This window comes from Calothrix sp. NIES-2100, from assembly GCF_963875285.1.
Classification (GTDB): Bacteria; Cyanobacteriota; Cyanobacteriia; order Cyanobacteriales; family Nostocaceae; genus Aulosira.
The window spans coordinates 5,163,633-5,186,770 of record NZ_CAWNLA010000001.1 but is presented as its reverse complement, the minus strand read 5'-3'; the positions used below and the strand labels follow the sequence as shown (position 1 = coordinate 5,186,770).

General features: G+C 41.5%; 21 protein-coding genes. 17 read left to right on the top strand and 4 right to left on the bottom strand.

Going from position 1 to position 23,138, the window contains the following annotated elements; genetic code table 11:
- Window positions 1-176 precede the first annotated feature (176 nt).
- Window positions 177-557 (top strand): hypothetical protein, encoded by a 381-nt coding sequence (locus AACU32_RS21305; protein ID WP_339378145.1) that lies wholly within the window; start codon window positions 177-179, stop codon window positions 555-557.
- A gap of 145 nt (window positions 558-702) precedes the next feature.
- Here AACU32_RS21305 and AACU32_RS21300 read toward each other — a convergent pair whose 3' ends face one another.
- Complete coding sequence (locus AACU32_RS21300; protein ID WP_096603036.1) at window positions 703-1,845, bottom strand: SpoIID/LytB domain-containing protein; 1,143 nt, start codon at window positions 1,843-1,845, stop codon at window positions 703-705.
- A gap of 278 nt (window positions 1,846-2,123) precedes the next feature.
- On the opposite strand from AACU32_RS21300, the gene AACU32_RS21295 reads away from it, so the two are divergent.
- The 8 genes from AACU32_RS21295 (at window position 2,124) to AACU32_RS21260 (ending at window position 9,085) form a co-directional block, all read left to right on the top strand.
- A complete protein-coding gene (locus AACU32_RS21295) occupies window positions 2,124-2,702 on the top strand; it encodes a TetR/AcrR family transcriptional regulator (RefSeq protein ID WP_096603035.1) in 579 nt (192 codons plus the stop codon).
- A gap of 108 nt (window positions 2,703-2,810) precedes the next feature.
- Window positions 2,811-4,118: an ABC exporter membrane fusion protein gene (locus AACU32_RS21290; protein ID WP_096603033.1), complete on the top strand. Its 1,308-nt coding sequence runs from the start codon at window positions 2,811-2,813 to the stop codon at window positions 4,116-4,118.
- A 69-nt stretch (window positions 4,119-4,187) separates the two neighbouring features.
- Window positions 4,188-5,354, top strand: a complete 1,167-nt coding sequence (gene devC / locus AACU32_RS21285; RefSeq protein WP_096603032.1) for an ABC transporter permease DevC — start codon at window positions 4,188-4,190, stop codon at window positions 5,352-5,354.
- A 40-nt stretch (window positions 5,355-5,394) separates the two neighbouring features.
- Window positions 5,395-6,126 carry a DevA family ABC transporter ATP-binding protein gene (locus tag AACU32_RS21280; RefSeq protein WP_096603030.1) on the top strand — a complete coding sequence of 244 codons (732 nt, stop codon included), beginning with the start codon at window positions 5,395-5,397 and terminating at the stop codon, window positions 6,124-6,126.
- A gap of 238 nt (window positions 6,127-6,364) precedes the next feature.
- On the top strand, window positions 6,365-7,021 hold the full coding sequence (locus AACU32_RS21275) for a MotA/TolQ/ExbB proton channel family protein (protein ID WP_096603028.1): 657 nt from the start codon (window positions 6,365-6,367) through the stop codon (window positions 7,019-7,021).
- Window positions 7,005-7,409, top strand: a complete 405-nt coding sequence (locus tag AACU32_RS21270) for an ExbD/TolR family protein (RefSeq protein ID WP_096603026.1) — start codon at window positions 7,005-7,007, stop codon at window positions 7,407-7,409. The genes AACU32_RS21275 and AACU32_RS21270 overlap by 17 nt, the downstream gene beginning before the upstream one ends.
- A gap of 303 nt (window positions 7,410-7,712) precedes the next feature.
- Complete coding sequence (locus AACU32_RS21265; protein WP_096603024.1) at window positions 7,713-7,919, top strand: glycogen debranching protein; 207 nt, start codon at window positions 7,713-7,715, stop codon at window positions 7,917-7,919.
- 611 nt (window positions 7,920-8,530) lie between these two features.
- Window positions 8,531-9,085: a methylmalonic aciduria and homocystinuria type D protein gene (locus AACU32_RS21260; RefSeq protein WP_096603023.1), complete on the top strand. Its 555-nt coding sequence runs from the start codon at window positions 8,531-8,533 to the stop codon at window positions 9,083-9,085.
- Window positions 9,086-9,258: 173 nt separating this feature from the next.
- On the opposite strand, the gene trmB is transcribed toward AACU32_RS21260, so the two are convergent.
- Window positions 9,259-9,906: a tRNA (guanosine(46)-N7)-methyltransferase TrmB gene (gene trmB / locus AACU32_RS21255; protein ID WP_096603021.1), complete on the bottom strand. Its 648-nt coding sequence runs from the start codon at window positions 9,904-9,906 to the stop codon at window positions 9,259-9,261.
- 419 nt (window positions 9,907-10,325) lie between these two features.
- Here trmB and AACU32_RS21250 point away from each other — a divergent pair, with 419 nt between their 5' ends.
- Window positions 10,326-11,441 (top strand): metallophosphoesterase family protein, encoded by a 1,116-nt coding sequence (locus AACU32_RS21250; RefSeq protein WP_096603020.1) that lies wholly within the window; start codon window positions 10,326-10,328, stop codon window positions 11,439-11,441.
- 97 nt (window positions 11,442-11,538) lie between these two features.
- Here the strand turns inward: AACU32_RS21250 and AACU32_RS21245 are convergent, their stop codons facing one another.
- The gene (locus tag AACU32_RS21245; protein ID WP_096603018.1) at window positions 11,539-12,771 is read right to left on the bottom strand and encodes an FIST signal transduction protein; all 1,233 of its coding nucleotides are present in this window, start codon (window positions 12,769-12,771) and stop codon (window positions 11,539-11,541) included.
- A 380-nt stretch (window positions 12,772-13,151) separates the two neighbouring features.
- On the opposite strand from AACU32_RS21245, the gene AACU32_RS21240 reads away from it, so the two are divergent.
- From AACU32_RS21240 to AACU32_RS21215, 6 genes are all read left to right on the top strand, one after another.
- Window positions 13,152-13,373, top strand: coding sequence for a Calvin cycle protein CP12 (locus tag AACU32_RS21240; RefSeq protein ID WP_096603016.1), 222 nt, complete (start codon window positions 13,152-13,154; stop codon window positions 13,371-13,373).
- A 360-nt stretch (window positions 13,374-13,733) separates the two neighbouring features.
- On the top strand, window positions 13,734-14,330 hold the full coding sequence (locus tag AACU32_RS21235; RefSeq protein WP_096603014.1) for a DUF3177 family protein: 597 nt from the start codon (window positions 13,734-13,736) through the stop codon (window positions 14,328-14,330).
- 49 nt (window positions 14,331-14,379) lie between these two features.
- The gene (locus tag AACU32_RS21230) at window positions 14,380-14,676 is read left to right on the top strand and encodes a DUF7734 family protein (protein WP_096603012.1); all 297 of its coding nucleotides are present in this window, start codon (window positions 14,380-14,382) and stop codon (window positions 14,674-14,676) included.
- 140 nt (window positions 14,677-14,816) lie between these two features.
- A complete protein-coding gene (gene cbiD / locus AACU32_RS21225) occupies window positions 14,817-15,938 on the top strand; it encodes a cobalt-precorrin-5B (C(1))-methyltransferase CbiD (protein WP_339378144.1) in 1,122 nt (373 codons plus the stop codon).
- A gap of 228 nt (window positions 15,939-16,166) precedes the next feature.
- The gene (gene guaA / locus AACU32_RS21220) at window positions 16,167-17,789 is read left to right on the top strand and encodes a glutamine-hydrolyzing GMP synthase (RefSeq protein WP_096603010.1); all 1,623 of its coding nucleotides are present in this window, start codon (window positions 16,167-16,169) and stop codon (window positions 17,787-17,789) included.
- A gap of 1,660 nt (window positions 17,790-19,449) precedes the next feature.
- Window positions 19,450-20,937: a GAF domain-containing sensor histidine kinase gene (locus tag AACU32_RS21215; protein WP_096603008.1), complete on the top strand. Its 1,488-nt coding sequence runs from the start codon at window positions 19,450-19,452 to the stop codon at window positions 20,935-20,937.
- Between the two features lie 85 nt (window positions 20,938-21,022).
- Here AACU32_RS21215 and rsmH read toward each other — a convergent pair whose 3' ends face one another.
- Window positions 21,023-21,919, bottom strand: a complete 897-nt coding sequence (rsmH, locus tag AACU32_RS21210; protein ID WP_096608105.1) for a 16S rRNA (cytosine(1402)-N(4))-methyltransferase RsmH — start codon at window positions 21,917-21,919, stop codon at window positions 21,023-21,025.
- A gap of 655 nt (window positions 21,920-22,574) precedes the next feature.
- Here rsmH and AACU32_RS21205 point away from each other — a divergent pair.
- A complete protein-coding gene (locus tag AACU32_RS21205; RefSeq protein ID WP_096603006.1) occupies window positions 22,575-23,138 on the top strand; it encodes a hypothetical protein in 564 nt (187 codons plus the stop codon).

The window sequence follows — 23,138 nt, the reverse complement described above, 5'->3', positions numbered from 1 at the left end:
GGGACACCGATCGGGGCACAAGATTGTTTGTGCCCCTACGAGGAATTCCTATAAGTTCGTAGTCAGGACTTTAACCAAAGAAATAAGGAATAGACCCACTGACTACAAATAAAAAAGACGACTTGTTTGTGACACTTGCGTAAGTTATATAAATACAACACTGGGTAAGGATAAATATGAATAAATCAGTTGAGACAATTTTTATTGGTTTTTTCACAGTTTGCTCTACTGCGGCGATGGTGATTTTTAGTAATTTTTCAATAGCAGTTGCAGAAACACCGATAGGTAGCGAGAATGAATGCGATTTTAACTGTCTGCAAAATACTCAACAAGCATCTATTCTGTGTAGAAGGTACGAAAATGCTCTCAGGAGCAACCCTAATAACTATTCTTTGCGGACAGGCTACAGAAGGTGTCAATTAGCTTTTTACAGATATGGTTTATGCACAAATACGATCGGAATGCGTATAGGTGCTGAACAAAGATATATTGACCCCAGAGTATGCTTTATACATTTGAGTGAATTTTATCAGAAAGAGGTAACATTTCTGAGGTAGGGATGATAGGCGATTTGCTCTAGCAATCTGTGTAGAAGTTGTAAAAATCCGCTAGTTTTAGATCCCCGACTTCTCAAAGAAGTCGGGGATCTAAGCTCTTCACAAAACCCATGCACCAAGATTAGTTGGAATTAATTTCAGATAGCTACTTGGCTTTAATTGGTGTTAGGGCTACACCTTGGTAATAATGTCCCAAAATTTGTAGGTGGTTTGCACCTCTTCGTGCCAGATTATACGCTCCCCATTGACTCATGCCAATGGCGTGACCATAGCCTAGCCCTTGTAGAATAAAACTACCATCGGCTCCTTTGCTGACGTTAAAGCGGGTACTTTTTAGCCTGAGTGCAGTACGTACCTCTTCGCCCTGTAGTGTCTTCGTACCGCGATCGCCGATAATTTTCAGGACTTTCACACTTTGGAACGGTGAGCGAGCCTCCACAATCATATCTGTGACATTGCCTACACCAGAAATAGAACTAATTTCCCCAGATGAGAAGGTTTTCACCCAGTTACACTCTTTAATATTTTGATCGTAGTCTTGAACAGCACGCAGGTAAGGCTCTTTGCTACCCCAAACATCTTCAACATTTTCAGTATGTCCGCCAGAGCAAGCGTGGAAGACTGAGAGAATAATTTTGTTTTGGTAAGTTAGTACTTGTCCGGCGGTAGCATCGACGGCGGCGTAGGTAGTAGGAGTTTCACTGCTGACACCTTTATAAATTTGCCAGCGATCTGGGCTGTCACCTAAATCGTAAATCGGGTTACTGCGCTGTCTTTCCCGTTCGTATAAAGCATAAGTGCGGGCGGCGATCGCTTGGGCTTTCAAAGCTTCTTGGGGCCATTGGGCATCCATTTCTCCACCGATAACGCTGTAGAGATATTCCTCAGTATCTACCCAGTTAACCGCAGTTAAGCCTTTTTCTGTGGGTACAACCAGAGTTCTACCGCGAAACCAGCGATCGCCTATATAAACGAATCCTTTACCTGTCGGCTCAATCCAAAATAAACCAGATTGCCATTTATCTAAAGCTACACCACCACCAACAGCTTGGGCATAAAACGAACTCATCGCTGGTAATTGTCCGAGAGTCCGCCCCGTTCCATCCTTGACTGTTGCAGTTGTCGAACTACCAACTTTTACTTGATTAACGTTTCTCTCAATGGCGATGCGTAAGATTACAGATGCTTGCGCTGGAGCAACCAAAGCTATCCACAAGAGAATACCTAACCACCAATGTCGTCCTTTAATCTGGGAAAGTATAGAGCCAAATAAAACTGAAAATTTCATGCCAATCGTTTAATCACATTAGTATCTGTTTGACGCTTTGGAGTAATCGCATCTACAACTAAAGATGTGACGCTTTTCCATCGCCGGAGGTTGCCACCTTTTACTAATTATGCATCTTAGTTCTCCTCCAGAAATGCATGGCAATCAATCCGTTGTTTTAGGTTTGCAATTGATTTAGAAAAAGAAAAATATTTAAGTTATCAACTGTATCTTGACAACTCAGTGTTAAGGATTATATCTTAATCTATAACGAGCGTTCGATATAAATAGCCTGAGTTATGCCCAAGATTGTTGACCACGAACAATACCGCAAAGAACTGCTCGGCAAGTGCTTCGATTTATTTGCCCAAAAAGGCTACAGTGCCATCACTATGCGGGAAATTGCTCAAGGCTTAGGAGTGTCAACGGGGACGCTGTATCATTATTTTCCCAGTAAACAGGCTTTATTTGAGCAATTACTAGAAGAAATTAGCCAGCAAGATGTGGCGATGGCCTTAGCAGAATTGGGTGGGAGAAAACCACTACCAGAGGCAATGGCAGCATTAGCAAGATACTTAGTAAAAAACGAAGATTACTTTATTAAGTGGACTTACATCTGGGTAGATTTTTGTCAGCATCAAGACTCTGAACAAATAAAGGTAAACGGTGTTTTGAAGCGGGCTAATCAGCGATATCAACAAGCCGCCTGCGATTTTTTAGGGATTCAAGATTCAGTTTTAGCAACATTTGTATTGAGTTTCGTCAATGGTTTAATTTTGGAGAAACTTTGGGGTGATGAAAATATTTGTTTTACTGAACAATGCGCTTTATTAGGTAAAATGCTCACGGCATATTTGCGAGATGAAGAGAGGGGATAGGGGATAGGGGCTAGGGAAGACTGTTGACTGTTGACTGTTGCAAGAGTGCCTTCTTGACAAATGACAAATGACAAATGACAAATGACAAATTAATAAAGAGGGGGAAATATGAGTTATAGGCTATTATTGAAACCAAAAAATAGAGGACTAATTGTATTAGGAATTGCTGCTACTGCGATTACAGGTGGAATTGCTGTTTATGCTATTTCTCAGTTTGGTCAAGTTGGGCGCACTGCTTCGGAGGAAATACCAACTGCGCCAATTTTGCAAAAAGTAACGGCTTTAGGAAGACTGCAACCAGAAGCCGAGGTAATTAAGTTATCTGCACCCCTAGCATTAGATGGCGATCGCATTGCGAAAATCCTGGTTGAAGAAGGCGATCGCGTCGAAGCCGGACAAATTATAGCAGTTTTAGATGCACGCGATCGCTTACAAACTGCGGTACTCCAAGCGCAAAAACAAGTCCAAGTCACCCAAGCTAAACTCGCACAAGTGAAAGCGGGGGCGAAAACTGGAGAAATTCAAGCACAGCAAGCAACAGTGGAACGTTTGCAGGCACAATCGATTGGCGATCGCCAAAGTCAACAAGAAGCGATCGCCCGCATAGAGGCACAATGGCAAGGTGATAGAATTGCCCAAGAAGCGACAATTAAAAAACTGACAGCCGAACTCAACAATGCCCAAGCAGAATATCTGCGTTATCAACAGTTATATAAAGATGGAGCAATTTCTAATTCTGCATTTGACACTAGGCGTTTGAGTGTAGACACCACCAAACAGCAACTAGATGAAGCGCAAGCCGTTCTCAACCGCATCAACACCACAGCTAGCAGACAACTAGCAGAAGCAAAAGTAGCACTCAACCGCATTAACGCCACTGGTAACAAAGAAATTAGCGAAGCCAAAGCCACACTCAATAGTATTGCCGAAGTCCGTCCCGTAGATATAGCCGCAGCTCAAACAGAAGTTGAAAATGCGATCGCATCCCTCAAACACGCCCAAACTGATTTAGCAGCAGCATACATCAAAGCACCAACAGCAGGACAAGTTCTCAAAATACATTACCGCGCTGGTGAAAAAATTGGTGATTCGGGTATTGCAGACTTTGCCCAAACTGACCAAATGATTGCAGTTGCAGAAGTTTATCAAACTGACATTAGTAAGGTAAGACTGGGACAAAAAGCAGTAATTACCGGTCAAGCATTTACTGGAGAAATAAGGGGTAAAGTTTCCCAGGTTGGCTTACAAGTTAATAGACAAAACGTTTTTAGCAATCAACCAGGAGAAAACCTTGATAGTCGAGTTATTGAAGTAAAAATTCGTCTAAACCCCGAAGATAGCAAGCGCGTTTCCGGGTTAACGAACTTGCAAGTACAAACAGCGATTGAATTGGGGACTGTTGACCGTGGTCACTGAGCAAAGCCGAAGTGTTGACTGTTGACAAATGACAAATGACAAATGACAAATGACAAATGACTAATACTTATGCTATCAAAATTATTTCGCAAAACTCCGCTAGCTTGGCGGCAGTTAATGAAAGAAAAAACCCGTCTTGCAGTAGCAGTGGCAGGTATTACCTTTGCTGATATGCTGATGTTTATTCAGTTAGGTTTTGAAAGTGCGCTGTTTGATGCAGCCGTCCAACCCCATCGCAATTTACAGGCAGATTTAGTTTTAATTAATCCCCAATTTCAAACTTTATTCTCAGTCAAAAGCTTTTCTCGTGAACGCTTATATCAAACATTAAGTCATGAGAGCGTGCAATCAGTAAACTCGGTTTACATCAGCACCGGACAATGGCGAAATCCCGAAACTCGTCTTGATCGCGCCATTTTGGTTTGGGGTATAGATCCAGCAAAACCAGCTTTTTTATTCCCGGAGATTAAGCAACATCAAAATGATTTGAAGCAGTTATATCAAGTCATGTTTGACCAAGCAGGTAGGCCGGAATATGGAGATATTGGTACTATCTTCAAGAAAACAGGCAACTTTGCCACCGAATTAAATAACAAAGCTATCAATGTCAAAGGCGTGTTTAGTAACGGTGCTTCCTTTGCGGCTGATGGAAATGTAGTTACTAGTGATTCTACCTTTTTGCAACTTTTCCCTGATCGCCAAAGCGATCGCATTGAGGTAGGCTTACTGACTCTTAAACCTGGTGCTAATCCGGAACAAGTGCGATCGCAACTTGCAGCTATTTTACCCAATGATGTCATAGTTCTGACTACCGAAGGATTTGCCCAAATTGAAAAAAATTATTGGGCTACTGGTACTGGTATTGGCTTCATTTTTGGCTTAGGTGTGGGAGTCGGATTCATTGTTGGGATTGTGATTGTTTACCAAATCCTCTATTCCGATGTCTCCGAACACCTACCAGAATACGCCACCCTCAAAGCAATGGGTTATAGCGATCGCTATTTACTCACAGTTCTGTTACAAGAAGCATTATTTTTAGCTATCTTAGGTTTTTTACCCTCATTTTTCCTCTCTTTGGGACTATATCAGCTAACCTACGCTGCGACATTGTTGCCTATTTCCATGAAGGTAGACCGGGCATTTAAAGTATTTATTTTAACAATTATCATGTGTAGTTTTTCTGGGGCGATCGCTATGCGTAAACTCCGCGCTGCTGACCCAGCAGATATTTTCTAGTCTTGACTGTTGACTATTGACTATTGACTCTGAAAATCTTATGTTTCCTGAATCCACATCAACAACTTTAGAACCAGTAATTAATATTAGTAACCTGAATCATTACTTTGGGGAGGGAACGCTAAAAAAACAAGTATTATTTGATATTAATTTAGAGATTAACGCTGGTGAAATTGTGATTATGACCGGACCCTCAGGATCTGGTAAAACCACGCTGTTAACTCTCATGGGTGGACTGCGATCAGCTCAATCTGGTAGTCTGAAAATCTTAGGACAGGAAATCTGCGCTGCTAGTAAACAGCAGTTAACTAAGCTACGTCGCCAGATTGGTTATATTTTCCAGGCGCATAACCTGATGACTTTTTTAACAGCTAAAGAAAATGTGCGGATGTCTTTAGAGTTACACGATCAATATCTTGATCGGGATATTGACGCTAAAGCGATCGCCATGCTGGAAACTGTGGGATTGGGAGAACGTGTCAATTACTACGCCGAAAACCTTTCTGGGGGACAAAAGCAACGAGTGGCGATCGCCCGTGCTTTAGTCAGCCATCCGAAAATTGTCCTAGCAGACGAACCAACCGCCGCACTTGATAAAAAATCGGGGCGTGATGTAGTAGAGTTGATGCAGAAGCTAGCTAAAGAACAAGGCTGTACAATTTTGTTAGTTACCCATGACAACCGTATCCTAGATATTGCGGATCGCATCATTTATATGGAAGATGGGCAATTAAAAACTGATGACATAGATGTTGTCACAAAAATGCATTGAGAGTTAAGTAAAAAAATCACATCATTATGTAGGGTGGGCAATGCCCACCTTACGTAGTTTTTACAATTAACTAAAATTTGAATATCCAAAAAATAAATATTTTTACTTCGACATATTGTCAAACATTGACTTATACATTAACTCACAGTAATGTCTTGGCAGCTATCACACCAGCTTAGTTAAACCAGCAACTTTTTAGTTTAATATTGTTGATTGTTGAGGAGTAGAGAAATAATAGATGGCATTTAGTAATTTATTTACAGCTGGCGGCGTGGTCATGTGGCCACTGTTAGGATTTTCCATATTAGCAGTGGCGCTAATTATCGAACGAGTTGTTTTTTGGGTCAAGATAACTAAACGGCAAAATCGCGTAGTGCGTGAAGTATTACAGCTTTACCGTTTAGATAATGTAGTTGGCGCTTTAGATAAGTTGCAACAAAATACTGATTTACCCATTGCCCGGATTTTTTTAGCAGCTTTAGAATTAGAAGAACCAACCCCAGAAGAATTTCGTTTAGCCTTAGAAAGTGAAGCACAAGCCGAAATTCCTTTAATCAAGCGCTTTCAAAACATTTTTGATACCATCATCGGACTTGCACCCCTGTTAGGACTTCTTGGTACTGTTTTAGGATTAATTATCTCTTTTGCTTCCTTAGATGCTCCAGGTGATTTAGGTGGTGAGAAAACAAGGAATGTTACAGGTGGAATTAGTCAAGCCTTAGTATCTACAGCCGCAGGATTGATTGTTGCTATCTTTACACTTTTCTTTGCAAATTCCTTCCGGGGACTCTACATGCGCCAGATAGCTTGGATTCAGGAGTATGGCGGACAGTTAGAATTACTCTACCGCCGTCGCTATGAAAGAGGAGAGAAATCCTATGCGCCTACCAGATGAACCAGATATCCCAGCCCAGATTAACATCGTGCCGATGATTGATGTCATTTTTGCGATTTTGACATTTTTCATCATGTCAACTCTGTTTTTAACTCGCTCAGAAGGTTTACCAGTTAATTTACCCAAAGCAGCATCAGCACAACAACAAAAATCTAGTGAGCCAATTAATGTCACAGTAGACGCAGATGGAAAAATTAGCTTGAACCGCAAATCGGTTACTCTCGATGTGTTATCAGAGCAAGTACGCACATTGATGGGTACAACTCCCGAAGCCTTGGTAATTATCAACGCCGATGAGCGAGTTACTCACGGTCAGGTAGTGGCTGTGATGGATAAATTACGCCAGGTAAAAGGAGCTAAATTAGCGATCGCTACTCAAAAACCATAGTAGGTTATCAAGAACTTCTCTATTGTTGGGGAAAAGTAAAACTTTAATCTTTTCCCCTAATATTACAATTATTGTACTATTATCAATTAATATCAAGCAGGGCTAATCACTTATTATCATAGTGTCGACCTAATCCCTTCATTTCCGTGGCTTTGCCTCACCTTTAACAATCAGTCTTTTTGCTATTTATGATTCTTAACTTAACATAGTGGTTAAATTTTACTTACTCGGCAATTTTCGGATTTAATATTATTCTAGAAGTACAAATAGATTTTTTCGCTACAGTTTTTGAGGGCACAGTCCATGACTATTTGGGTAAACGAGCAAATTGATCCGTCAGGCATGATTCATGCTTGTATTGCCTGTTGTAACGAGTCCCAAGCCAAAGATTGTCATGAATCTTTTGAAAATAATTTGAACGAGAGGCAAAAACAAGCTGGCTGGGTAGCACAATTGCGGATGGTTGATTCTTGGGATGATGTTCCAGTCAACGCTTTAAAGCTCGATTAATTTAGATAAAAGATAAAAGTTAACTCACCCTAATCCAAACGCCCCTAGCCCCTAGCCCCTCTTTCCCAACTAGCCGGCAAGAGGGTTTTTGTATAGTTTATTTTTTTACATCACTACTAACGCTTTTAGCTTGAGCAAACGACGAGTGATGACTGCTCAGATGGAAGTGTGATAATTTGTGCTGTGCGCACTATTTCCCGACGATACATATGATAGTTTTGGATGTAGGTTAACTCAATACAATGGATGAAATATTGACCTACGTAAACTTTCAGATGTGGAAATTCATAATTTAAAACTCTCCACACTACTTGCGGGACTCTTGATTTTCTTACTGGTTCAGTTGCAGAGAATCTCTATACTGCGAAAATTGAAGGTATGAAACTCCTGCCAAAACCAGTGACAACTGGCACGCAAAGCGAGTAAAAGAATCAGTTTGATGGGAAATTAAGTTAATAAAGGATAAAATTCTGATTAAAACTTAACACTTCACCCACAAATCTGTAAAATAACTCAAACGTTATGGAAATTTGCTGATTTTTATAAAGTTTTAAGAGTTATTATTAATTCCAAGGATTAAAGTCAAAACTTGCAGAAACCGAACAAATGTAGTGAACTATTTCCAAGTTTACTCTTCGGAGCAAAGCTGTCCCATTAATTTGGTTGGCAAAACGGGACAAGCTATTCAGATTTCGATTCATTCACCTAGCCAGTATATCTGTGCCAACTGCGAACGGATATTACCAGATTGGAAACAGCAATCTTTCTTATGGGTAGTTATTGTTTTACAGCAATCGCAGTATCGACTAGATAAAAGTACCGCAGTCGTTGAGGCGGAGAAAGAACGCTTACGCGAAAAGTTTATGCGGTTTGGTTTTGATTTGGCCTTTAATCTCCGCGATCGCAACTATTTAACAGATCTGATAGATCCCCGCACCGGCTATCCCTTGCTTTCCCATCCCGGAACCGTTCCCCATGACGACACCGCAGTTGTGAAAGCTTTACTCAATTACCCGGTGATTAAAAATAAATGCCGTGTACTAGTACATCCGAACTGGGGTACAGCAGTTTACCCCAGCATCATGATCTCAGAAGCGCCTCCCATCATGATTGAATGGGTCATCAAAAGCATAGCACCTATGCATGAATGGCATGAAATTCGCTAAATGTCATTGGTCATTGGTCATTGGTCATTGGTCATTATTCATTTGATTCCCTTGTCCTACTTGTCACCATCCTTATCCCCCTAGCCCTATTGTCAATACAGATGAACACAGATAAACTTGTACGTCAGATAACTAAAAAATGTAATTACGAATTACGAATTACGAATTACGAATTACGCTGTTATTTCGCGCTTGATAAATAAAGTTCGATAAATTGGTTCCCCCTTATTTTTAGTAGCAATTTCCCTTTCTGTGGCAACTGGTAAGGGATTTTCTGGCATCCACTCTTGGGAACTCAGTTTCTGAAAAGCTGGATTTTGGGAAAAGTTATTGCGCATTTCTAAGGCTAAAGATTCTATATCTGATTGCAGAAATACAACACCACCAACAGCTAGATAATTCGCTAAATCTGAGACTAATTCTGGTTGCACTATTCGCCGTTTAGCATGGCGACTTTTAAACCAAGGATCAGGAAATTGAATTGTCACGCGCTGTAAAGTACCAGCAGGCAGAGAAGATAAAAGGGTTTTCAAAGATTTATTCACATTACAAAACAAATAGTGAAGGTTTGTTAAACCTAAATCTGAACACAACTGATTAGCCTCGATCACCAGCGGTTCTCTAATCTCCAAACCGAGAAAATTCCAGTTAGTTTCTATCTTTGCCATATTCAACAAAAACCTGCCCCTAGCGCTACCAATATCTAAATGTAGTGGTTGGTGAGGTTGGGAATAAACTTTTTCCCAGTCAAGTGATTTGACTGGTGTTTGATACTTTTGGGCAAGTGGATTAACATGTTGACGTACTCGCACCGGGGACAAAATAGACTCTCCTTGACGTCACAATATAGGATCTAATATTTTACACCATTCTCAATAGCTTTAGTTAGGGCAATGCAGACACCTTAACCAGGAAAAACAAAAAATATTCAGTATTTCTTGTGTATGAATGCCTGGGAATTTTTTACTTGTTCGATAAATATTGCTAACTATACAAAACTTGCCATAGAGTCACTAATGCCAGATGTGAGCCTGCCGACTATAAATAAACATCTATGACCAACATCATATGTCTCAAGGTATAGCTGCTAAATTTTTCAGATATTTTTATGTCGGGATCACAAGAGCTTAATGTGTATAAATGTTAAGCAAAAGCGATCCTGCCCAGGGTTACAAAGCAAGAGTTATACTCTTTGGAAAAGGCTTGTTTTAACCCTACTTTTAAAAGTATCCTGAAATCAATGGCTCTAAATTTTCGTTTTGCCATAGTTAGTGATTTACACATCGCGCTTCCCCACACTATCTGGGATCATCCCAGCCGATTTCATTTAGTGGAGGTCAGCATCCCAGCTTTTGAAAGTGTATTAGAACATTTAACACAACTCGATTTAGATTTTGTTCTCCTCCCAGGAGACTTAACCCAACATGGCGAACCAGATAATCACGCTTGGTTGCAACAACGTTTAGCGAAGTTACCTTTTCCTGTATATGTCGTCCCTGGTAATCATGATGTTCCCGTACTAATGGCAGATCAGCAGTCGATCGCTTTTGCTGATTTTCCTAACTATTACCACAAGTTTGGTTATGAAAATCCAAATCAACTTTACTACACTAGTCAATTACTGCCTGGAGTTAGGCTGATTGGGCTAAATTCCAACAATTTTAATGACCAAGGTCAACAGATAGGGCGTTTGGATAATCAACAGTTCCGTTGGTTAGAAGAAGTGCTAGCAGCAACCACGAATGAATTAGTGTTGGTTATGGTGCATCACAATGTGGTTGAACATCTGCCTAATCAATCCTGCCATCCAATGGCAAATCGCTATATGTTGGAAAACGCGCGGGAACTCGTACAGTTGCTACAGCACTATGGAGTTAATTTAGTATTCACAGGACATTTACATGTTCAGGATGTTGCCCATTCAGGAGGGGTATACGATATAACTACTGGTTCCTTAGTCAGTTATCCCCATCCTTACAGGGTGTTGGAGTATCACAGCGATCATCTCGGCAGGCAATGGCTGCAAATTTTGTCACATCGTGTCGAGTCAGTACCAGATTTTCCCAATTTGCAAAAGCTGTCTAGACAATGGATGGGCGATCGCTCTTTTCCCTTCTTGATGAAATTATTAACTCTACCGCCATTAAACTTACCAACTCAGCAAGCAGAAGAACTAGCGCCGAGTTTGCGTGATTTTTGGGCAACCATTGCCAATGGGGATGCATTATTAGATTTTCCCCAATTTCCCAGCAAAGTGCGTCGCTATATCCAAAAATATGGTGCGATCGCCACCGGTGGTACTCCAACTTTCATTGACAACAACAGCACCATCTTGCTAGAGAAGACGGGGGGATGAGGAGGACGCGGGGACGCGGAGATGGGGGGACGCGGGGAATGAGGGGGACAAGGAGGACAAAAAAGATAAATCAGAAATGACTTATGCCCCATGCCCATTACCCCATCTTCTCACCTTCTTTATCCAATGCGCGGCAAATGCCAAATACTGAGGTGTAACCATGTAAAAATGTGCTACCAGCAACAGGGCCAATTTCGCCGTTACAGAAAAAACCTCCGACCGGGATATCTTTGATGTAGCGCCTAAATAGCTCAGAATCAAAATTAGGTTTGCCGTAGAGTCCTTCGCCACGTCCCACACAGGAAAACATTAAAGCACCTGCGGCAGCAACTGAAGCTGCTGGTCGGTTTTGATACTGTTGGAGGAGAAATTCTAAATCTTCTGCGGAAGCTTCAGCATCGCGCAGGTGAAATTGCAGGCGTTGACCGGGACGCACGCGATCGCCAATTGCGATCGCACCGGCTGTTGGATCTACGCCCAAAATACCGCGAATTAAAAAGTCTCCCTGCTGCAAAGAAGGCTTAAATCCATCCATTGCTACCCCCACAAACAGAGAATGTTGGGCTAAAATCCGCTCTTGTTCGCTGAGATTGGCAATTAGTTCCCGCAATATCATTAACGGTACTTGCTCATCTAGTTCTAAGATGATATTGCGTTCGGCTTTGGTGACTTGCATCGGAGAGCCAATTGGTCGGCATCCTTGAGCCACGATGGTTTCTAAGACAATATTGCCACTCAAAGCCAATCCTACTGTGCCTTCGCGATACAGGCGATCGTTACAAAACAGAGCCATGCGACCACTCATAGAGCCAGCGCTAGCCTGTCCTCCCACCGTTACCGATCCAGGATAAGCAAAATCTAGCCCCTGCAATAAATCGTTAATTCCCGAAGCAAAGGAACCACACAGCAAGATAAACTGGGGTGTTGGTGATGGTGGTACGCCAATCAAATCAATCCAAGCATCTGGTGAGCTATCCAAGTCAGGTAATTCTTCAGCCAGCACATGAAAGACTTTGAGATCCACCCCTGGTAGATGTGCCAAAGTCAGGCTTAAGGCTGCTTCTGCTTCCAGTTCTTGAGTTTGTCCCTTAGTTGTGGTGCCAACCACACCACCGCCACTACAGCCAATAAGTATAGGTACGGAAAGTTTCTCAGCCAGCAAAGGTAACAGCCGGGAATACTCGCTAGCAAATGCAGAGGAAATGAATACTAGCCCAAGATCTGGTGGTGCTGTTAACGATGAGACAGCCCGTTCTACCACATCTGTAATAGCTGCTTCTAAAGAAGGACGGGTTGACAGGGCATTTGTCCATTGCATTTGATCTGCCATGAGTTTTAGGCTTCTTTCTGGAGTTGGGCTGTTGTTGACTTTTGCTCCTGGGTAGAATTCTATGCGACAAGAGTTGACCCCGATTTAATTTCTCTGTTCTCAGTAACCTGTCTATCCCAGGCAGCTAGGGTTTTGATTCCCTACTAGATTTATTAAATATATTGTATGATTATACTTTTGTAGTACCGACTCTACAAAATCTTCAAAGATAAAAATAGATTTAGTACATATGCCATCGTTTATTGTATTAGTTATATATCATCAGACTAAAACACTAACTTAACAGCTAAGTGGTTAGAATGGTGAACGATACACCCAAAAACCGTCATTTTTGAGATTTTTCTATACTGGTATTAACACCACACAACGAAACTAAAGCTATGAGCGACATCCAAGAAAAAATCCAAGAAGAAGTTGAACAAGCTCGTGCTGTCTGTGACATTACAGGTAGCAACTCGGCTGAATGTGCTGCGGCTTGGGATGCAGTTGAAGAATTGCAAGCTGAAGCCTCTCATCAGCGCCAAAGTAAGCCAAAAAATTCTTTAGAAAAATACTGTGATGACAATCCAGACGCAGTTGAATGCCGGGTTTACGATGACTGAAAATGGAATTGCTAAACTTGCTTTTTGTCTGCTAGGCAAGTAAGCAGGATCGATTTGACTAAAAGTGAGCCAAGACTTCTAGCCACACCTCCCATGAGAAATGGGAGGTGTGGCTAAAAGCTAAAGCTACTGTAGCGAAGCATTTTCCAGCTTTTTTTCGTGTGGAACAATATTTTACATTGTCTGCGTTGCCCTAACGACAGCGATTAAGAATGTTAAAACTTATCAATATCAAAAGAATTAGCTTTATCTAGTATCGAAATTGTTGGTTTTATGTAAACTGTTAGCTATCATGTAACGGCTATTAGCTAGCTAGTAGCTGTTAAGTATCCCATGAGGGAGTACCAAAAACTAAAAACTATGGAAAATGATGTTTGGTTTCGCCAATTTGTGTGGCTTGACTACAGACTGGCGCTGATATTTATGGTGATTATTCCCCTAATTCTTCTAATTTGGGCATTTGTACAAAAAGCCGAAGGAGTACAACGCTTATTAACAATTTACTGGCGAGTATCGAGTTTATTGACAATTACCGTTTATTTAATGATTGGTGGTTTTGGGGTAAGTTTTCTCTCTGGATTGATAGGTCGCATCTTGATCCCCATTTCTTTGTGGTTCTGGGTAGATCTAAATGATGAAATCGAGTATCAAGCTAGCGGGACGTTAAAACTAATTTTAACTTCTTGGCGTTGGGCTATGACTATATATGGGATTTTAGGTACCATAGCTTTCTTACCTTTTTTGGGTTGTGCTTTTTCTGCCACTGCACTCAAAACTCCCTATTGTCGCGTTTGGTTAGAAGCCCCATTGCTATTTAAAGAATATTTTCATGCCAATAGTAAGCCTGCATTTCTCGGCTTTCTTGGCATCATGGGCTTAATCTTTTACGTGCTTTACTTGAGCTACTTTGTCTTAATTAAACTAGGTAAGCAGGGACGTTCCGCCACCCTACAGTGATCCTATTGAAAATAGCCCACAGTCGTCTACAAATTCTCTATTCAAAAAAATGAATTCCATTGGCAAGCGACTGGAACAATATACTGTCAAACGCCCCCAAGAAGTCTTAATTGTCAACGTGGCAGTTGGTAGCGAAGAAGATACAATTGCTATATTTAAGGGCTTTTCTAGTTCCTTAGTGCGCCCAACAGCATTTGATCCAGATGTACCCGTGCTGCCAGATGGAGCTAAAATTATCAGTATTGATCGAGTAGCGACTCCTTACGATCCTGAAGCGCCTCTTTATATCCAACAAGGATTATTGTGGGAAGACATGGAAGCTCTATTATTAAAAGTAGGAGTGTGAGTAGCCAGCAAAGACATTGGGGATAAGGGGATGAGGAAGACAAGGGAGACAAGGAAGCAGAGGGGCAGAGGGGATAAAGAGAAATAATAAATGACTATTGCCCAATGCCCAATAGCCCCATGCCCAATGACAACTGACAAATGACAATTTCCCGTTCTGGATACACTCTTCCCGTTTTTGCTTGTGCTTCTGCGATCGCGGCTTTACACTGGTTACGCTATCGTCAACCCTTAACAGTAGTAACCGTAGATTTAATTGAACCAGCCCAAGTGGCGGAAATCCCCATTGAACAGGTAGCAGGGTTATCTGAAAATCTGGCTTTGGCAATTACCCGCAGCGATCCTGGTGATAATCTGGATCTGACTAAAAATACACCAATTTGGGCAATGGTGGAATGGCTGGAGGGAGAAGGGGAAGCGGTAATTATTCAAGGGGGAGAGGGGATTGGTAAGCAGGAGAATGGTGAGGGTAAAGCGGCTATTTACGCTTATGCCCAGAGGCTCTTGCAAGAGAACTTACGGCGACTGCTAGCACCAAACCAAAGAATTACAGTCACAATTATTTTACCAGAAGGGCGATCGCTCGCTGTTCGCACTTCTAACGCTGCTTTTGGTGTAGTTGAAGGACTTTCGCTTTTGGGAACTTCGGGAATTTCCCAACCTTTAAGTACACCAGAACAACTCACAGCTTTCCGTACTGACTTACAACAAAAAGCCAGTCAATTTGATAGCTTGGTATTTTGTATTGGTGAAAATGGGTTAGATTTAGCGCGAAAAATCGGTATTAATCCGGAAAGATTAGTCAAAACTGCTAATTGGCTGGGGCCAATGTTAGTAGAAGCTGATATTCTCGGTGTTAAAGAAATCTTATTGTTCGGGTATCATGGAAAACTGATGAAATTGGCAGGGGGAATCTTTCATACCCATCATCACCTTGCCGATGGTCGTCGAGAAATTCTCACTACTTACTGTAGTTTAGCGGGATTAAAGCAATCAGATATCCAAGTCGTGTTTGAAAGTCCCACGGCGGAAGCCGCACTAACATACCTGAGATCTATAGATGCGACAACAGGTAGTGATTGGGTAAACCAAGTTTATAATGCGATCGCCGAAGCAATTGATGAGCGTTCCCAAGAATATATCCAAAATCATAGCAATACTGGTATCTCCACCACAGTCTGTGGTTCGGTACTATTTGACCGCGATCGCAAAATTATCGTGAAGAGCAAAACTGCTTGTATGATATCCGGAAAATTATGTTAACTTAATATGAATAATCATAAATAATCCCAATAAATAAGTTTTTCAGCAGCAACTCTAGGGTAATTTTGTCTTTTTAATACCAGTCCAGATTCCGAGGCTAAACTGACGCGTTTAACAAGCGCGTTTGTAGGGGATTTATTTACCATTATTAAGCTGAATCAGCCCAAAAAATGGTAGCACTTAGACCACAGAGCGACCATCTATCCTAACACACACTCTCTTGCCATCATGAATACAGCGGTGACTCTACTAACTGAACAAGCACCCCAAGTCACAGAGAATTGGGGAAGGCTCAATCGCCAAATAATTGTGATCCTCGACTTCGGTTCTCAGTATTCTGAGCTAATTGCCCGTCGCATCCGCGAGACCCAAGTATACTCTGAAGTCCTGTCCTATCGTACGACAGCTGAGCATTTACGGCAACTTAATCCCAAAGGAATTATCCTCTCTGGTGGTCCTAGTTCAGTTTATGGAGAAAAAGCTCCCCATTGTGACCCAGAAATTTGGAATTTGGGAATCCCCATTCTGGGTGTGTGCTATGGTATGCAACTGATGGTCAATCAGCTGGGTGGGGAAGTAGCAAAGGCCGATCGCGGTGAGTATGGTAAAGCCTCACTATATATAGATGATCCCACAGACTTGCTGACTAACGTCGAAGATGGCACGACGATGTGGATGAGTCATGGCGACTCTGTAACAAAAATGCCATCAGGATTTGAATTGTTAGCACATACAGAAAATACCCCTTGTGCAGCGATCGCCGATCATGAGAAGAAACTTTATGGTGTACAGTTCCATCCAGAAGTAGTCCATTCTCTGGGAGGATTGGCTTTAATCCGCAACTTTGTTTATCATATCTGCGAGTGCGAACCCACCTGGACAACAGCCGCTTTTGTGGAGGAAGCAGTGCGGGAAATTCGCGCTAGAGTCGGTGATAAGCGTGTGTTATTAGCTCTGTCAGGCGGAGTCGATTCTTCTACCCTGGCTTTCTTACTCCATAAAGCCATTGGCGATCAGCTAACTTGTGTATTTATAGATCAAGGCTTTATGCGAAAGTATGAGCCAGAAAGATTGGTCAAGCTATTCCAAGAACAGTTTCATATTCCGGTAGAGTATGTCAATGCCCGCGATCGCTTCCTGAATATGATGCTTGGTGTCACCGACCCCGAAGAAAAGCGTCGTCGCATCGGTCATGAATTTATTAGTGTATTTGAAGAAACCTCTAAACGCCTCGGTCATTTTGACTATCTAGCTCAAGGTACACTGTATCCAGATGTGATTGAATCAGCAGATACCAACGTCGATCCCCAAACCGGTGAACGGGTAGCTGTGAAAATCAAGAGTCATCACAACGTTGGTGGACTACCCAAAGACCTAAGATTTAAACTTATAGAACCACTGCGGAAACTGTTTAAAGATGAAGTCCGCAAAGTCGGGCGTTCTATTGGCTTACCAGAAGAAATCGTTCAACGCCAACCTTTCCCCGGCCCCGGTTTAGCGATTCGCATTCTCGGTGAAGTCACCGCTGATAGGTTGAATATTTTACGCGATGCGGATTTGATTGTCCGGCAAGAAATTAACCAACGCGGCTTGTATCATGATGTTTGGCAAGCATTCGCCGTATTGCTACCCATTCGTAGTGTCGGTGTCATGGGCGATCAACGTACCTACGCCTACCCCATCGTTTTGCGGATTGTCACCAGCGAAGATGGTATGACTGCTGACTGGGCGCGTGTACCTTACGATGTGTTGGAAGTAATTTCTAACCGAATTGTCAACGAGGTTAAAGGTGTGAATCGGGTGGTTTACGATATCACCTCCAAGCCACCTGGAACCATCGAGTGGGAATAATTACAGTAGTTTTCGCCTATTTGAACCCCATCTAGTGTAGGGACAAAGCATTCCTCATTGGTGTCAACTTAAGTCAAAACGCTTATTCCACAGGCATTTTACCCCACCCCTTAATCCCCTCCCCGCTTGCGGGGAGGGGACGTTTTGGCTTTTAGACAAAACTGGGGTGGGGTAGCGCGGATCTTGGTGGTACGTGATTTTGTATCAAATCACATCCTGGCAAGGGTTTCACGTTAAGTTGACATCTATGAGCATTCCTGTGTACCTACACTATTGGTCTATCGCATTAATTTTGAATGCTTGGAGTTGCTCAGATCCCCGATTTCTTGAAGAAGTCGGGGATCTTGCAACTTAGCAACATTAATCCTTAAAACCACCAGGGATTAGGGAAAAAGGGGGATAAGAAATCTGGGGAAGAAATAACCATTGACACCTGGATAAATTCTCAACTAGAGCTTATTTTTGAACTCTCTAATAATGAAGAAATTATATAAATTTAGTTGTTTATTTCCGGATTGAGCGATCGCTTTCACTGATAATCCCTTGTATAAAGCGGGTTAGAGTGCTGTTTAAATTGGTAGGGTGTTATACCCCTAGGAGGTCTTGACCCCCGCCCAGCCTCTTATGTTACAAAAAGCTCAGTCTCAGCCGAGATATACAAATTAGATACATCGGCACTTAACCACCTGGAGTTGGGTGCAAAATAGCAATCTGCTCAAAGATATTATTATTTACCTCCAAGTCAGTGAGGTAGTTTTGTGATGCGGTTTTTTGCAAAAACTTAGTTGTTGCCTATTGCTCCAGACATCAAAAGAGATAATTAATTGAGAATATTCACAATTATATTTTCTCTATTGCATAAAAATCAAAGTCTATGTTTTATTATTAATGGTAAATTTGTAAAAATTTTAAAATTGCGGATTGTTTAAATAACAAAACTTTAAACATTTGACTCAGGCATAAATTATATTATGTATTACTGCTAAAAAATTAACAAAATGCATTACATATCCTGTGAATTGTTATCTCTTTAAAGAATTAAAAATAACCTGGTGTTTCATGTATAGGTGGCGCTAATTAGTAATAATAGAGTGAGATTAAGAGCTAATAGCTCACTTATATCCTAATATCTGCCTATATTTGGGGAATTTATACATAAAATTATCTCCCTATATTATGCCGTTTTAATATACAAATTTGTCATGGCAATTCAAGTTAAATTTGATAAAAAAATTAATATATTTATGGTTAAATACTTTACAAAAAATGAAACCCTTTTTGGATAAAGTATCAAGAAAAATCAATAAAAAAACCAGTATAATCACGGACAAAAAACTAGTGTATGCATTGAAATAAGCTGATAAAATAATTCCAAGAGAAAGAAGTTTGAGAAACTTATTGGTGAACGCCGATGCAGTAAAGGCTAGAAAACGCAATTATATGGCAAAAATCTGGTTGATCAATGCAATTGTCAGTAGCCAGGGTATGTAAAGCAAAGATTTCTAAGGATCAGCCGTTGTGTGTCTGCAAAGTAGATATGATCCAAACTTTGCCACAAGTAAATCCAGCCGGAATGAGGAAAAATTTGTGGTAGCAGTTTGTGGGCTGAAGTCGCTAATAGAAAGCAACACCAACGGATATGGAACGTCGTTAGGTAAACATGATTTTAACTGGACAGCACACCGATATGGGGAAAGAATCAATCGCTCCCCAACTACCTCAACAACTGGGGATACTCCAGCTACTAACTAACCTTACAAAGGATCGACTTACCCATTTACCCGATCTATTAGAAGCGATCGCTAGGGAAGTGCGTCAGGCGATTGATAGCGCTCAGTTTTGTCTAATATCCTTATATAACACCCAAACGCAACAGTTAGAATTAAGCAGCACAACGGGAATAGGTGCGGAAAAATTGCCTTTTATCCAACTAAATGGCAATATTAGAACTCAGGATAACCTCTGGAATTGGCCTGAAAAATCCATCTGTGGTGATCAGCCGTTTCATAGTAATTCAAGTTTACTAACTCAGGTATTTGCTACTGGTGTATCCCAACTATTTCACGGAACTAGGGAGCAGATAGACTGCGTTATTGATGACTTACCCTTATGTCCTTTAATTTCCTGCGCCCCAGTATATTCAGCTTTCACACCCGCTTGCATGTATGCTGTAGCTATTACATCAGCACAAGCAGGACGATTGGGAGTGCTGGCTATTGGTAACTGGGAAAATCCTTATGCTTTTAATGCAGCTTCACAGCACCTTTTAGATGCATTGGGTGAGGTAGCGGCGATCGCAATTAACAATACGATGATGCTGCAAGTTTTGCAGGAACGGGAAGAACGCTTAGCCAGACAAAACGAAATTTTGTTAGCGCAAAATCACGAACTAGAACAAATCCGTCAGCAAATTCAGCAACAAAACTTGCAACTTTTAGAAGCAGCAGAGTTAAAGTCACAATTTTTAGCTACCACCTCCCATGAACTCCGCACTCCCCTAAATGTAATTTTGGGGTTATCACAAGTGTTGTTGCGTCAGCGTACCTCCACCTTGTCCGAGCAACAAATAGAAATGGTGCAACGCATTCTCAATAATGGTAATCACTTACTATCGATTATTGAAGATATGCTTGACTTGGCTAATGTCGCAGCGGGGAATGTATCATTTCATCCAGAAGAATTTAACTTAAAAACTTTAGTCTTAACAACCGTTGCTGAACACCGTTCTCTAGCCGAGGAAAAGTTATTAGATTTGCAAGTAGATATTAATCTTACTTGTCCATTGATGGTCAATGATAGCGATCGCCTGCGACAGGTATTAGCCAAGCTGTTGTTAAACGCCATCAAATTCACCGCCACAGGTAGGGTCAAAGTCAAAGTTGGGGAAATTTCCGTTGACAGAATTGCGATCGCCGTTCAAGATACAGGTATTGGTATTGCGCCCGATCACCTAGAGAGTATTTTTGAGCAATTCCGACAAGTCGATCAAAGTAACAGTCGTCAGTATGAAGGTATCGGTTTGGGACTAGCGATTACCAAATCATTAGTCAAAATGATGCAAGGTACAATCGGTGTCACCAGCCACCTCGGTGAAGGCTCCACCTTTCACATCGAATTACCAAAAAAAATTAAATTAATTCGTCAATAGTCAATTGTCATTGGTCAATGGTCATTTGTCAGTTGTCATTTGTCATTGTCTCCCTTAGCCCCTAGCCCCCATCCCCCTCATCCCCTCACTCGCTCCTCTGTGCTATCCTCAGCTTGGCAGAGCGCGATCGCGGATTTTGCGCAATTTCTGCTTCTTCGGCTATAATTGGCTTTTTGGTCAAAACTCGCAACGATGGGGAATTTCGTAACCCATGTTTTACCAAGCGATCTTCTAAGCTGTGAAAACTGATAATCGCAATTCTCCCACCAGGGAGAAGGGCGTTTGGTGCTTGTTCCAAGAAGGTTTCGAGGGATTTTAACTCGTCGTTGACTACTATTCGCAGTGCTTGAAAAACCCTGGTAGCTGGGTGAATTCTGCCATAACGATATTTTGGCGGCACACTGGAGGCGATCGCCGAAGCTAATTCCACAGTAGTATGTAAAGGTCGCCGTTCGACAATGCGTCTGGCAATGCGCCGCGATAATCTTTCCTCGCCGTATTTAAAAAATATTTCTGCTAATTCTCCTTCATCCCAATCATTAATTACATCAGCCGCAGTTAATGATTGTCTTTGATCCATTCGCATATCTAAGCTAGCGGCGTGGCGAAAGCTAAAACCGCGCTCCGGTGTATCCAAATGGTAAGAGCTAACTCCTAAATCTGCTATTATACCATCAAAAGTACCGTTGGTAAATTCATAAGCGGCAAAGTTGCAACGAATGAACTTTACTTGATCTTCATATGCAGCTAAAGACTTTTGTGCTGCGGCTAAAGCATCCCCATCTTGATCGATGGCTGTTACCTGTACATTCAACGCCGCTTCTAACAATAGGCGAGTGTGACCACCACCACCTACCGTTGCATCTAAATAATGTCCACCAGGATGCACCTCTAAACCTGCAATTAGCTCCCGACTCAATACGGGAATATGGGAAAACATCCCTGCTTCTGCATCCAGTAGATTTTGCGAATCTAAGTTCATGTTGATTTTTGTGTCTTTAAGAAATGGTAAAGAAAAACTTAACAAATTGCAATTTTGAGGATTTGATAAAGTTTTTTGGAAGATTTAGTTTAGTTCTGCGGATGGATGACATATTGACACAGACGGGATTTGCGGATTTTACTTGCCGGAAATGAGTAGCAATTTACAATGGGTATATCTGTGTCAATAGGCATTTTTGCTTATTTGAATTAGGGTGTTCAGGTATTAAACTAGGCCTGAATAAGATACTCCAGGGTATGGGAAAATAGTTAAGTTTAATTTTGATAAACTAATTCCCCTGATATTTGGCATTTACCACCGTAAATTTACGCAGAATTTTAGTCAAATTGATTTTGAACTAATCTAAGTGTAATAAGTTTGTTGTAGCGGCTCGCGACAAACAACTTTTACGTGTATATCAAATTCATCAGCTACATGGAGGTAGAAAAGATTATGAAGATGTTAAGGGAAAAAGAACACCTAGGGGTGGGAAATCGCACGGAAATAAGTAAAAATCTGGCGATCGCGCATAGATGAAATAATAGTTTCTGTAGGACAGAGCTATTTGAGATTAATCATCAATGGGGAAATTGCTCAAATGTTCAAGCAACGTTCCCATCAGCGGAACTTCTTCACAACCTTACCTAGGAGCATGATGAAAGCAGTCAATCAATTTCGAGGGACGCTGAAATACTGGTGGTTGCAGCTAATTGAATCAATACCCTTTTTGCTAGCCTGCGCAGTACTATTAAGCGTTATTAGCCTGAAAAGCCCTGTGTTACTTTTTTGTTTACTCATGGGGAGTTTAATCACAATAGTAATACAGCGCTTAGGAGAGGCAATAACAATACCAAAAAGCCAACTAATCCCACTGCAAATATTAGCAGCAGTCACCCTGTTGAGCATATTCTGGCTAGATTACTTCGCCGCGCCAGCACAAGGGCAATTTTTCAAAAAAGCGGAAGACTTCTTTCAAAACACCCTGACTCAAGGCACAAGCAACGCTGGAGGTACCCAACTAGCAGTAGGATTAGTCTTTAACGTCTTACGGGCACTATACCTACTATATATAGCTGTCGCCCTGATTGGCGTAGTTAACGCCGTGCGAAAAGACGAAGATTGGCAAAACATCGCCAGAACCCCCTTATTAGTTGTGGTTGCTGTCACCATCGCGGATGTATTAACAGGCTTTGTCATTGGCAATAATAATAGTAAGTAA

Coding starts and splice junctions, on each gene's coding strand:
- AACU32_RS21305 (WP_339378145.1), top strand. CDS start 177: ATGAATAAATCAGTTGAGACAATTTTTATTGGTTTTTTCACAGTTTGC.
- AACU32_RS21300 (WP_096603036.1), bottom strand. CDS start 1,845: ATGAAATTTTCAGTTTTATTTGGCTCTATACTTTCCCAGATTAAAGGA.
- AACU32_RS21295 (WP_096603035.1), top strand. CDS start 2,124: ATGCCCAAGATTGTTGACCACGAACAATACCGCAAAGAACTGCTCGGC.
- AACU32_RS21290 (WP_096603033.1), top strand. CDS start 2,811: ATGAGTTATAGGCTATTATTGAAACCAAAAAATAGAGGACTAATTGTA.
- devC (WP_096603032.1), top strand. CDS start 4,188: ATGCTATCAAAATTATTTCGCAAAACTCCGCTAGCTTGGCGGCAGTTA.
- AACU32_RS21280 (WP_096603030.1), top strand. CDS start 5,395: ATGTTTCCTGAATCCACATCAACAACTTTAGAACCAGTAATTAATATT.
- AACU32_RS21275 (WP_096603028.1), top strand. CDS start 6,365: ATGGCATTTAGTAATTTATTTACAGCTGGCGGCGTGGTCATGTGGCCA.
- AACU32_RS21270 (WP_096603026.1), top strand. CDS start 7,005: ATGCGCCTACCAGATGAACCAGATATCCCAGCCCAGATTAACATCGTG.
- AACU32_RS21265 (WP_096603024.1), top strand. CDS start 7,713: ATGACTATTTGGGTAAACGAGCAAATTGATCCGTCAGGCATGATTCAT.
- AACU32_RS21250 (WP_096603020.1), top strand. CDS start 10,326: ATGGCTCTAAATTTTCGTTTTGCCATAGTTAGTGATTTACACATCGCG.
- AACU32_RS21245 (WP_096603018.1), bottom strand. CDS start 12,771: ATGGCAGATCAAATGCAATGGACAAATGCCCTGTCAACCCGTCCTTCT.
- AACU32_RS21240 (WP_096603016.1), top strand. CDS start 13,152: ATGAGCGACATCCAAGAAAAAATCCAAGAAGAAGTTGAACAAGCTCGT.
- AACU32_RS21235 (WP_096603014.1), top strand. CDS start 13,734: ATGGAAAATGATGTTTGGTTTCGCCAATTTGTGTGGCTTGACTACAGA.
- AACU32_RS21230 (WP_096603012.1), top strand. CDS start 14,380: ATGAATTCCATTGGCAAGCGACTGGAACAATATACTGTCAAACGCCCC.
- cbiD (WP_339378144.1), top strand. CDS start 14,817: ATGACAATTTCCCGTTCTGGATACACTCTTCCCGTTTTTGCTTGTGCT.
- guaA (WP_096603010.1), top strand. CDS start 16,167: ATGAATACAGCGGTGACTCTACTAACTGAACAAGCACCCCAAGTCACA.
- AACU32_RS21215 (WP_096603008.1), top strand. CDS start 19,450: ATGATTTTAACTGGACAGCACACCGATATGGGGAAAGAATCAATCGCT.
- rsmH (WP_096608105.1), bottom strand. CDS start 21,919: ATGAACTTAGATTCGCAAAATCTACTGGATGCAGAAGCAGGGATGTTT.
- AACU32_RS21205 (WP_096603006.1), top strand. CDS start 22,575: ATGAAAGCAGTCAATCAATTTCGAGGGACGCTGAAATACTGGTGGTTG.